This is a genomic window from Apibacter sp. B3546, from assembly GCF_009827885.1.
Taxonomy (GTDB): domain Bacteria; phylum Bacteroidota; class Bacteroidia; order Flavobacteriales; family Weeksellaceae; genus Apibacter.
This window is the reverse complement of the sequence record NZ_WINW01000026.1, coordinates 1-10,692: the sequence shown is the minus strand read 5'-3', so window position 1 is coordinate 10,692 and position 10,692 is coordinate 1. Positions and strand designations below refer to the sequence as shown.

General features: G+C 29.4%; 20 protein-coding genes. 2 read left to right on the top strand and 18 right to left on the bottom strand.

Features of this window, described 5'->3' with window-relative positions; all coding sequences use genetic code 11:
* The 18 genes from GFU93_RS04545 to GFU93_RS04460 form a co-directional block, all read right to left on the bottom strand.
* The coding region (locus GFU93_RS04545; RefSeq protein WP_221411557.1) for a DUF6291 domain-containing protein at positions 1 to 297 on the bottom strand (297 nt) is incomplete at its 3' end.
* A gap of 22 nt (positions 298 to 319) precedes the next feature.
* Positions 320 to 688, bottom strand: a complete 369-nt coding sequence (locus tag GFU93_RS04540) for a hypothetical protein (protein ID WP_160567596.1) — start codon at positions 686 to 688, stop codon at positions 320 to 322.
* Complete coding sequence (locus GFU93_RS04535; RefSeq protein WP_160567594.1) at positions 685 to 1,293, bottom strand: HNH endonuclease signature motif containing protein; 609 nt, start codon at positions 1,291 to 1,293, stop codon at positions 685 to 687. Before GFU93_RS04535 ends, GFU93_RS04540 begins: the two co-directional genes overlap by 4 nt.
* 37 nt (positions 1,294 to 1,330) lie before the next feature.
* The gene (locus GFU93_RS04530; protein ID WP_160567592.1) at positions 1,331 to 2,533 is read right to left on the bottom strand and encodes a DEAD/DEAH box helicase; all 1,203 of its coding nucleotides are present in this window, start codon (positions 2,531 to 2,533) and stop codon (positions 1,331 to 1,333) included.
* Positions 2,534 to 2,548: 15 nt separating this feature from the next.
* A complete protein-coding gene (locus GFU93_RS04525) occupies positions 2,549 to 3,079 on the bottom strand; it encodes a hypothetical protein (protein ID WP_160567590.1) in 531 nt (176 codons plus the stop codon).
* Between the two features lie 131 nt (positions 3,080 to 3,210).
* Positions 3,211 to 3,489, bottom strand: a complete 279-nt coding sequence (locus tag GFU93_RS04520) for a hypothetical protein (protein ID WP_160567588.1) — start codon at positions 3,487 to 3,489, stop codon at positions 3,211 to 3,213.
* Between the two features lie 27 nt (positions 3,490 to 3,516).
* Positions 3,517 to 3,900, bottom strand: a complete 384-nt coding sequence (locus GFU93_RS04515; protein WP_160567586.1) for a DUF1508 domain-containing protein — start codon at positions 3,898 to 3,900, stop codon at positions 3,517 to 3,519.
* Between the two features lie 2 nt (positions 3,901 to 3,902).
* Positions 3,903 to 4,280, bottom strand: coding sequence for a DUF1508 domain-containing protein (locus GFU93_RS04510; protein ID WP_160567584.1), 378 nt, complete (start codon positions 4,278 to 4,280; stop codon positions 3,903 to 3,905).
* A gap of 12 nt (positions 4,281 to 4,292) precedes the next feature.
* Positions 4,293 to 4,649, bottom strand: a complete 357-nt coding sequence (locus tag GFU93_RS04505; RefSeq protein WP_160567582.1) for a YegP family protein — start codon at positions 4,647 to 4,649, stop codon at positions 4,293 to 4,295.
* A complete protein-coding gene (locus tag GFU93_RS04500) occupies positions 4,646 to 5,254 on the bottom strand; it encodes a hypothetical protein (protein WP_160567580.1) in 609 nt (202 codons plus the stop codon). Before GFU93_RS04500 ends, GFU93_RS04505 begins: the two co-directional genes overlap by 4 nt.
* 12 nt (positions 5,255 to 5,266) lie before the next feature.
* A complete protein-coding gene (locus GFU93_RS04495) occupies positions 5,267 to 5,707 on the bottom strand; it encodes a hypothetical protein (protein ID WP_160564430.1) in 441 nt (146 codons plus the stop codon).
* Positions 5,708 to 5,713: 6 nt separating this feature from the next.
* Positions 5,714 to 6,745: a hypothetical protein gene (locus GFU93_RS04490; protein ID WP_105297680.1), complete on the bottom strand. Its 1,032-nt coding sequence runs from the start codon at positions 6,743 to 6,745 to the stop codon at positions 5,714 to 5,716.
* Between the two features lies 1 nt (position 6,746).
* Positions 6,747 to 7,298, bottom strand: coding sequence for an ERF family protein (locus GFU93_RS04485; RefSeq protein ID WP_105297681.1), 552 nt, complete (start codon positions 7,296 to 7,298; stop codon positions 6,747 to 6,749).
* A 96-nt stretch (positions 7,299 to 7,394) separates the two neighbouring features.
* Positions 7,395 to 7,628: a hypothetical protein gene (locus tag GFU93_RS04480; protein WP_105297682.1), complete on the bottom strand. Its 234-nt coding sequence runs from the start codon at positions 7,626 to 7,628 to the stop codon at positions 7,395 to 7,397.
* An 11-nt stretch (positions 7,629 to 7,639) separates the two neighbouring features.
* Positions 7,640 to 7,972: a hypothetical protein gene (locus GFU93_RS04475; protein ID WP_160567578.1), complete on the bottom strand. Its 333-nt coding sequence runs from the start codon at positions 7,970 to 7,972 to the stop codon at positions 7,640 to 7,642.
* A gap of 123 nt (positions 7,973 to 8,095) precedes the next feature.
* A complete protein-coding gene (locus tag GFU93_RS04470; protein WP_160543275.1) occupies positions 8,096 to 8,446 on the bottom strand; it encodes a hypothetical protein in 351 nt (116 codons plus the stop codon).
* A 26-nt stretch (positions 8,447 to 8,472) separates the two neighbouring features.
* Positions 8,473 to 8,661, bottom strand: a complete 189-nt coding sequence (locus GFU93_RS04465; protein WP_160543274.1) for a helix-turn-helix domain-containing protein — start codon at positions 8,659 to 8,661, stop codon at positions 8,473 to 8,475.
* 11 nt (positions 8,662 to 8,672) lie between these two features.
* Positions 8,673 to 8,861 carry a hypothetical protein gene (locus GFU93_RS04460; protein ID WP_160543273.1) on the bottom strand — a complete coding sequence of 63 codons (189 nt, stop codon included), beginning with the start codon at positions 8,859 to 8,861 and terminating at the stop codon, positions 8,673 to 8,675.
* Between the two features lie 116 nt (positions 8,862 to 8,977).
* On the opposite strand from GFU93_RS04460, the gene GFU93_RS04455 reads away from it, so the two are divergent.
* Both GFU93_RS04455 and GFU93_RS04450 read left to right on the top strand, forming a co-directional pair.
* Complete coding sequence (locus tag GFU93_RS04455; RefSeq protein ID WP_160567577.1) at positions 8,978 to 9,310, top strand: DNA-binding transcriptional regulator; 333 nt, start codon at positions 8,978 to 8,980, stop codon at positions 9,308 to 9,310.
* A gap of 119 nt (positions 9,311 to 9,429) precedes the next feature.
* Complete coding sequence (locus GFU93_RS04450; RefSeq protein ID WP_160567575.1) at positions 9,430 to 9,879, top strand: helix-turn-helix domain-containing protein; 450 nt, start codon at positions 9,430 to 9,432, stop codon at positions 9,877 to 9,879.
* Positions 9,880 to 10,692: the final 813 nt, after the last annotated feature.

Here is a 10,692-nt window from a genome sequence, read left to right as displayed (position 1 = left end):
TTTGCTCCTGGTTTGCTTCTGGTTTGCTCCTGGTTTGCTCCTGGTTTGCTCCTGGTTTGCTCCTGGTTTGCTTCTAGTTCCTTTTTTTTTGCCATTTTCATACTTACGAATATTAGCATCCAGTTGCGGTTTTATTAGAGTAAAAATCACTTTGGGTGTTTCACTTAATTCAACCTCTTTGAAGTTTAAAGAGTATTCAAATATTGCATTGTAAACCTCTGCTTGTGTTTCAGAAGGTAGAAGTTTTATTGATTCAAAAAAACTTCTATAAAATATGATACTGTCTCTTTCTTCCATTATGAAAACTTTTAAAATAGTCTTAATTTTTGTTGTTGTTTTCAGTTTGCCTTGATTGCATTTGTTCTTTAAACTTTTCATCAAAATTATCTTTACCCATGTTTGCCAATGCTTCAGAGACATTGTTATATCCTAGCTTTTTTGCAAAAATGTTTTTTTTCATATACGTATCGTCAGGGTTTAAGGTTAACATCCCTTGTTTTGGGCTAAATAAATCGTTTGCCATTTGTACATTTTCCGACATTTTAGCGGCTTGTAAGATTAATTTTGCATTATTAGTTATTGCGGTACTTATGTTAACCATGGCTTTTGCTTTGTCTATTTCTAATGTACCTTCTTCTATACCTTCTAAGGCTTTAAATAATTTGTTGTTTAATTCGGATATGTTCATTTTCTTTTTATTTTATCTTTAATTTTTTTAGTTAAGTGTAGGGTTCTTTTTATCTCCGCCGGATATTGGTGTATGGTGTTTCTCTCCATTAATTCCTTGTTGCTTATACATTCTAAATTTTCAATAACACAATTCAAGGCGTTCCCGTCTTTAAATACTATATTATATCCTTTGGGTATTTTGGTTTTTGTTTCTTTTTCCCATAACCATCGCTGCTTAGGCACCATCATATTGTATACGGGGGATTTTATATAATAATATTGGGTGCCCTTTTCATTACGTATTACTTCTTCAAAACTTTTTTTTGTTTGTTTGGGTTTTTGTCCTTTTTTAAATCTTGTTTTTAAGTTATTTTTTATAGTTTCTTCAGATAGGTATTCTGTCATTTTCTTACCCTTATTAAAGGGGGTTGATCCTTTTTTAAATAGCCCTGCCTGTTTCCTTTTTTCAATGATTTCTTTAGGTATTTCAAGCCCTAATGATTTTAACTTACGCATTATAGTCCCATGGTTACTCCCTATTTCATCAGCTATCCTCTTTACGGGTTTATTCAAGTACTCGCGAATAATTATTTCTACTTGTTGATCTGTTAATGTCTTTCTCAAAGCAGTGATTTTTATTTATTCCTTTTAATTGATTATATTACCTTTGAAATTTTACATTAGTTAAACTTCTGCCATTGTTGGAGATATAATAATATCCTTTATCTGTTTGGTTAATTTTCATCGTTTCGATTTTTCCAAAATATTCTATGTTCCCCCCTAAATCAACTATCCATGCGTTATCTTTATTCGGGGCAATTCTCATAGCCCTGCCAATCATTTGATAATATAGCGCAAGTGAAAGGGTACTTCTTGCTATAAGGACAACTTCTAATCCAGGATAATCAAAACCGGTTGTTAAAACTCCCACGTTAACCACGCAGGTGATTTCTCCCTTTTTAAATAATGACAAGATCCTTTCTCTTTCTTCTTTTTTGGTTGCTCCTGTTAATAATGCTGAACCAGGAATTCTTTCTGTTACACTTTTGGCCTCTTCTATTAATGAACAAAAGATTAACAGGTTTTTTCTCTTTTTAAGGAGTCTCATTGCATAGTGCACAATTATTGAAGGCATGTTGATGCTTTTATACAACCTACGTACGCTTTCTTCTGTAAAATCAGTATTTTTATTATTTAAAACTAGTTTTGACCGGTCTATGATATTAGGTGAAAAGTATTCCAGTTTAGTAAGGTACCCAGAATCAAAAAGGATTTTATTTTGTACATAGTAAAGTACTTCATGAAAGACTCGTGGCCTTGTTCTGGTAATGAATCGCAATTCTGAACCATATAGCGAACTATGTAATCTGTACGGTGTTGCAGTTAAACCAAGTACCTTTGCTTCAGATAAGGTATTGATAAGTTGTTGATACATTCCCTCATTTGGGTTAACTAAATGGCACTCATCTATAATTATATTTTTTACTTCTTTAAAAAGATGAGTCTTTTTTATAATGCTACCAATGGTGCAAAAAGTAACTTTACTTACTAGTTTTTGACCTGCGGAGGCTGAATATATTGACGCTTGATAACCATAACTGCAATACTTTGAATAGTTTTGTTCTAAAATCTCTTTGGATGGCTGTAAAATTATTGTTTGATCTTTTAATGCTGTTATTATATTAGCTATCACAATTGATTTTCCCGATCCGGTTGGTAAAATTATTATCGCGTTTTTATTAGTTTGACCATGAAAATAATTAATTCCTGCATTTACGGCTTCTTCTTGATAATCACGTAATTTAAATTTTGGTTTTTCAAGTGTCGGAAAAAGACCTCCGTACTCTATATTACAAGTTGACATAGTATTCTAAATTATTTAAAAAACATCAAGATCCATTTCATCGAAATCTATTGACGACTGAACGGACTCAGGCGCTTTTTTTCCTCCTAAATAAGCTATAACTTCATTTATTGCATCATTTATTCTTTCGGAGATTTCTTCAAGATATAAATAGTTTCCACCTTCAAGCATTATTTTGGGTGTGTCAAACTTTATATATCCGTATTCAACCTCTTTTACTCCTGTCAATATTACTGATCTGCTCTCCTCTTTACCGGTTATGCTAAAGCCTACTACAGTATATTTTTCTGTTTGTTCAGTGTTTTCTAATTCAGTTATTGTTGTTTTATTAGTGGAAAATACCTTATATGCCTCGTCAATGTGAGCTAAAAAAACATTTAAGCGCTTAAAAGCTTCTTCTAAATCGATGTGAACATAATGAACTCCTTTGTGTTTAATAATGTTCCCTCTTATAGGGTCGGATAATAACTCATAAGATATTAAACATAATGACTCTTTTATTTGTGCTTTTTTTATTTCGTAAATATTTGTTTCTTTTTCTTCCATTTTTTTGTTTCTGTTAAATTCATATTATTTAAATCAGTCTTCTATCTTTTAAATAGGATATATAGTTTATTAATATTTAGCGCTCATTTATTCAAAGGATACAAGGAATATTGAGTAAGAATATAATAATGTTAGTTGCTTTCTTCTTGTCTTAAATTCCTTCTTTTCATGATTATAACAGGTCTTAATTTTTCGTTATATCTTGATCGGAATTTAGGTTTAACACATATAACTTCAAGGTATCCTTTATACCCACTATAAAAACCTGTTTGATACCCCTGACAATTCCATCCGTTAAATCCATCTTTTCTCAATTTCTCCATCAATGACAAATAATTTTTCATGGACATTTCCTTTTTCATAACTACTGTTATTTCTTCTTCGGGATTGTATTTCAGTCTTTTACTCATGCGAACATGTTTATAAATAAAAAGATTTTAGTTGTTTATTGTCCACTGAGGAATTCTCTTAGTTTTATCAGAAAATTTAGCTAAATGCACTTTTCTTGGTAAGTCTTCAACAAATTTTTCAATTTTAAATTTTGTTTTAAAATATGGGGTAAATGCTATTGCTCTACCATTTCCGGCTGTAAGACTGCATGTCCATTTTTTATTAGAAGCTTGTTTAATTATAAAACGTTCTCTATTTTTAGAATTCCTTATTACTGATTTTATCCCGTGTTTACAATTAGTTTTGTACGTATATGCGCCTCTTTCTAAATAAATATTACCTTCTTCGTCTTTTAATTGGAAATAGAAAAAGTTGTCTTCATTTTTATCTATTTCAAAAAAGTATTTTTTGTTGTTTCTTGGGTATATCATGGTTATTTAGTATTGTCAACAACAGGCGTTTTTAGGGATAAGCTTTTTAAATCTTCAGTAAAGTTTCTAGCATCCACAATTGTATCAAAATAATAAGTTGATACTGCTATTATTTGACCGTTTTCGTTCCTCAGATGGAAGATCCATTTTTCTTCGTAAGCTTGTTCAATTATAAAACGTTCTCTGTTTTTAAAATTTCTTAATACTGATTTTAGTTCTTTTAGACAATCAGTTTTGTGTAGATATGGACGGCTTCTTATATAACTGTTACCTTCTTCATCTTTTAATTTGAAATAGAATCGATCATTGGTATATAAAACGTCGTCTTCAACTTTGTATATTTCAAAATATAATTTTTCTTTATTTGTTGAATGATTCATGGTTTTAATTTTTTATTTAGTATTGTCAATTAAGGCTGTTTCTAGAGATAAATTTTTTAAAATTTCAAAAAAGTTTTTAACTTCTTCTTTGGTGTTAAAAGCCGTTTTGAATGCTCTAGTTTTACCGTTTTCGGCTTTCAAAGAGCCTTTCCATTTTTCATCACGAGTTTGTTCAACTATAACCCGTGCATCATTTTTAGAATTTCTTATTATTGATCTTATCCCTTTTAGACAATTAGTTTTTTGTGTATATGAACCGCTTCCTAAATAAATGTTCCCGTTTTTATCTTTTAAATTGAAATAGAATAAATTGTCTTCATTTTTATCTATTTCAAAAAAGTATTTTTTGTTGTTATTTGAATGTATCATGATTTTAGTTTTTTTAAATAAGGATTTAATATTTCTAAAACTTCCTCTTCCGTAAACTCTCTGAAAGTTCCTTTTTCATCAAATCCGTACGGCTTATCGGGCTCTATCGTTACATCTAAAATCTTTTCACCTACTTGCGCAGAATGTGTTTTTTTTGGAACTAACTCTTCTTTTTTTAGTTTATATTCGACTATAGATACTAATCCATGATGAGCTTTTACAATTGACATGTAACCGTACGCACTTGTAATGGCGTTTTTACCTTTTGTTTCACTTAGGGAATAACTTCCCAAAGTCACGCTATATGCTCCGTCTCCTTCTGTATAGCTGTGTGATTTTTCCTCGAAGGTTGCGCTATGTGCCTGTTCCCCTTTTGTTTTGCTTTTTGAATTATTCCCTAAGGTTGCGCTTGGTGAGTTAATCTCCTTTGTTTTACTTTTTGATTTCTTCCCTAATGTTACACTAGGAGAAAAATCCCCCTTTGTTTTACTTTTTGATTTATTTCCTAAGGTTGCGCTTGGTGAGTTAATCTCCTTTGTTTTACTTTTAGAAGCCCTTATCTTTTCTTCTCCTTCTGTTTTTGTCTGTTGTATTATATTTTCCATGGTTTTAATTATTTATAAATATTCTTTATTGTTTTCAATACTGATTCTTATTTCATTTAAAAAGTTCAAGTCATTCGGTTCGGGTAGGTAATGACCGAATTCTTTTAATGAATATGCTCTTAATCTGTCTATTGCTATCGTCAAATCTTTACTGTTGAGTATTGACGTACTCTTCCAGTCTTCGCGAATCTCTTTCGTTCTTTTATTTAGATGTTCGGTTTTAAAAATGTCCGAATTCAATTTCTTTTTAAATATTTCTAACTTTACATATTCTAAGGTGTCTCCATATTCCAGAGCGAAAGAACTTAACAGTAAATGCAAATAATTGTTTTGACTTATACTTCGTATGGGTTGTTTTTTTGTTAATTCGAAGGTTTTTTTCTTGTTTATCAACCAATTAAAGTATTCTTTTGCTTTTTGAATGTCGAAGGGTTTTTCTGCGTTGTAGAACATAATATTTTATCTATGTGTAAATATTTCATTATCAAACCCATCAATCCATTTAGGCTTGTAAAATTTAGTTTTAGACCTGAAAAAATTATAGGATTTATTAAAAGCGTTTTCAGCGATCATTTTGTTTAAACAATTGATCTTAAAATCAACCTTTCTTCTAGCATATTCTAAATACCCATCATCTACTTCTATAATGGAATAGTTAAATTTATCATCATACACAATGAATTTGAATTTAGGATTATGACTTAATCCTAGTATTATTAAACCTAAGGAATAAATCCCAAATTGAAGATCATATTGGAATTTACGCATGTCATATTCAAATTTTTCAGGTGTGCAATCGGATGCATATTTGAAATCGTAGAAAATTTTAGATTGAAAAGCGTCTAATTTTCCTTTAATTTTCCACCCTTTATATTCAAACTCTATTGCTTTTTGAAATTCTTCAACTTGCTCTAATTCCTCTAATATTTCATCTTGCGATAATAAATTATCACTTACATCTTTGCATTTTTGGTAATGGACAATGCTAATAACTTGCTTATTTTCGCAAATTGAATATATATAAGGGATTAAATGTTTTAAGTTTTCCGAACTTCCTTTTTTGTAAAACTCTTTAAATGTTTCATTGAATAGTATTTCAAAAATGGGTGATGTTTTGTCTATTCCTTTGCTCTTTATTTTTTCAACCACTGCATGGCAGAAATTAACTTGCAGTTCAGTAGATGGAATGTCTTCTAAAACTGCATAGTTCTTAATAAACAGATCAGGGGTAGTTATTAAAGTATCTATAACACTCCCCGTTATCATCCCTTCATTTGTTTTTTTAGGGCGCAGATAGTAGTTGATAAAATTTATCGGGCTATCCAAACATTTTAACGAAGAATAACTTAGTACTTTTTGCTTATTTTTAAGTCCTTCTATTAAAATGTCTTTTTCTGTCATATATTCTTGATTACTCATTAAGTATTCGTATTGATTTTCTATGTAATAGCTCTCTGAATATTGAGCTGCAAGTTCACTTGATGCGCTCATATTATTTGTTTTTTAATTCTTTAATTTTTTCTCTAATAGCTTCTTTATATTGCGTCTTCAATCCTTTAGGCGGGGTATTCCACTGTACACCAAATTCTCTTAAAAATTTTATATCCGTTGATCTTATAGCCTCTTGAAATTCCTTTTCTGTAAGCCATTGGGTAATTTTGGGTTTATTTTGTGCATTTTGAATTGTTTTATTACCGTCATCGTCTTCTGCTTGTAGTCCTAAAAGTGATTGAAGAGTATATCTACGGTAATAGGTAATGGCGGATCCTGTTTTTTGAGGGTCTTGAAATACTGGCAATTCTATTTCACTAGTTACGTTTTCTCCTGAATCGATATCCGTTATCGTAGATATTACTTTATTATCCTTTATAGGCTGCATAAGAAGTAAATTATTTTTATGCAATAAAGGCTCAACGTGCTCGATGAGCTGGTTTACATCAAAATACTTGGATTGAAAAAATGGATTTATTTCATTTTTTATAAGTTTACCTATTTCGAGTTTTACTTGAAATAGTTTTTTGTATATACTTGTTTTATTTTCCATAGTGATTTTAAGATTTTCTATGACTTTATTTCTTCTTTTAAGAACTCTTGAATTTTTTCAATACTTGACATGGTAAGCAACCACCATGTGAAATAATTATATATCCTTTTCATGGTATGCTAAGTATTCTTTTAATGATTTAAAAGTCTTACCGTTACTAAATGCACTTTGTATTTGATTATTTTTAAACCCTTTAATTATTGATTGGTGTCTATTCTCTTGAGTGTCTACCTTTTTAAGGTATTTTTCGTATGCCTTCGCTAATGTGATATTATTATTTTCTAAGGCTTCATCGTAAAGAAGTTTTACGCCTTTTATTGTAGTATCCATTTTGTAATGTTTTAAAAATATACTTTTACTTCTCTTTCCAGGTCCTCTACTATTTCATCGATTATACTGTCATAAGGTTTATTGAAGTTGTAAAGGGTTGAATAACAGTCGATAACTTCTTCCCAGTAATCGCAGGAGTAATCGTAATTTTGAAAATCTTTTGTCCAATAAAATTTAACACTTACGATGGATCCTTCTATTTTTTCTATCTCGTAATGTAAATTGCTTTCTTTAGGAAGTATTATTATGTTGAATAAAACCTCAAGAGACTCTTGAAAAATTGACTCAGCTAATTTTTTTGATACTTCTCTTTTTTTAGTTATATTTGCACTTATTGTTTTCATGATAATATTTAATTAATATTATTGTGATTAAGTCCTGTTGCTGCAGGGCTTTTTTTTTATTTTATTATTCTAATTTTTGATTAGCGATTTTACAGGTAAAGGGTTTTTGATCGTTTTTGTTTTCTACATGATTTTCTGTAAATGCTCGAAAAACTCATTATATTTCTCTGTCTCTAATTCGGAAATGCGATCGATATTGAATTGGTTTAATAATTCTTTAACTTCTTGGCTTTTTTTAAACCTTATAAGAGAATTAATCTTTTTTTTGATTTTATCGAATTTTATATTGTCGGTAAGTTTGTAGAAAGGCTCTACAGGCGGGATATTTTTTTTATCCTCTTTCTTGTTTTCTTTTATACTTTCTTCTGTCGGTTCGTTTAAATCAACAGTATCTAAGAAATTTTTACCGCATTTTTTTAAAACTTTTAAGGCCTTTTCTCCAAATTCTATATTAATTTTTATATTTATTTCCATAACAAGACAATTTTTTAAGGTTTTTTCTAATTATACCTTCTGTGTTTATTTATAAAATCTTCAACCCACTGCTCGGTTATAACTCTTTTTTTTCTGATGTTACCTACCAAAAAAGTATCATCTAATCCTATTGTGCCCTTGTCTATCATTCGGTAAATGGTGCGGGCAGACAATGAAGTCCTCGCGCTCACTTCTTTTATGGTTAAGACATTCATAATAAATTTTCTTACATTACTCGTTTTACGATGGTTTCATTTAATGAAGCAGAGACATTAAATTTTTTACCTGAATCGGAGGTGATTTGTCCGGCAATTGATCGGATTATAGAAGGTCGATAAAGAGGCTTCGGAAATTTCAACACTCCCCCCTCCACCTTTAGAGAGTTGATTGCACCTCGTATATTGATTTTTTCCATATATTTGTGTGTAAGTAAGTTAATAAGTACAAATATATAACACATTGTGTTATAAAACAAAAAAAACTAACGCATTGAGTGTTAAATATATGTTAAAATGATATATTTTTTTGATAATGAATAGATTAGATATTAAAGAATTTAGAAAAAAATATAATTTAACTCAAGAAGGGTTAGCAAATATTGTTGGAACTACAATTAGAGCTGTGCAAGGATGGGAGCAGGGACAAAGAAAAATATCGCAAAGTGCTATTAAGTTAATTGAAAATTACGAAAATAATGTTTTAAATCCTGATATAACAGACGTTGCTCTCTACGATGTACAACTTTCAGAAGAAAAACTAAAAAAAGCCAATAAAAGAATTGAATTATTGGAAGAGTTAGTAGAATCCTATAAACTTGAAATAAACGATCTTAAAAATGAGCTTTTAAAAGGCTCTAAAAAATAAACAATATCAAAGTAAGAAAATTAATTATATAATTTTTTACCTACATTGAAAATCATATATTTCGAACAAACAAAATAAAAATCGAATTTTTTTTCGAAACAAATATTACATATATAATCATGAATTCTATAGGACAGAGGATAAATAAGCTAGTTAAGTATTTTAGTAATGGGAATAATAGTGATTTTGCTACAAAAATTGGTGTTAGTGAAGCTAATATCAGAAATTATATCAACGATCGAGCAGAACCAAAATTCAATATACTTGAAAAAATAGCAATTAATTTCGAAATAAATTACGAATGGTTGCTAACAGGAGAAGGAGAAATGCTAAAATCAAAAGTTTCAAATAATAACTTAGAGCCAGAAATTAAATTTGAAGAAATTCAAGGCTTAACAGACGTTGCTCTTTACGATGTACAACTTTCAGAAGAAAAATTAAAAAACGCTAATAAGAGAATTGAATTACTGGAAGAGTTAGTAGAATCCTATAAACTTGAAATAAAAACCCTTAAAAATGAGCTTTCAAGGGGTACTAAAAAGATTAAAATACCAAAGAAAGTAAATTAAAAATTTAATTCAGTTATTCGAGTTGTAGGACCTAATAACCAAATATATTTTTTAGAAAATTCAAAGCATAAATCCAAAAAAGATCAGATTAAAGAAGATTGACATGTTTGACTTTTGAGTTAACACTCTCGTTTTTAATGTTTTTAGCTCTTTTGACGGACTTTTTTATCAAAAACAACCAAGACTACCACTAGGGTAATTTAAGTGTCTTAAATCGCCTTATTTTATCTTTTCTTTTTTTTGCGCAACTTTTTTTCTTTTCTCCCCTTCGGGGTAAGTGGGTCTGATAAGTAGAATTGGTTTTTTATTTTATTTAAAAAAATCAAAATCGAAAAAATCGAAAAAAAAATTTTTCCAAAAAAAGAGGGGTTTTTCTTTTTTTGTTTCTTTCTTTTTTTATTTTTTTTTCTTTCTTACTTTTTTTCTTTTAAAAATCGAAAAAAGAGTTTTTTTTGAAAATTTACATATCATTCATGACAACCCTATACACTGGACTTAACGTTAACCTGTAAAAATATTTTACAGGTTCGTGATGAGGTTAGAATCGAAGTTAGTATCAAGGTTAGTGATAAGGTTCGTTTACAGGTTTATTATTAAGGCGATGTAATGACTTGTTTAAATTTCCTAAAAATCAAAAAAAAATTTTTTCTCTGTAGAATATAACCCTGATGAAATTTGTTTACTCCCTCTATGTTTTTTTTAAAGAGGGATTGCTTTTGGTTCTTTTTCTAAAAGAACATCATCCTTCATTATACATTCTTCATTTTCATTTTCATTTTCATTCTTCATTATACATTCTTCATTATACATTAT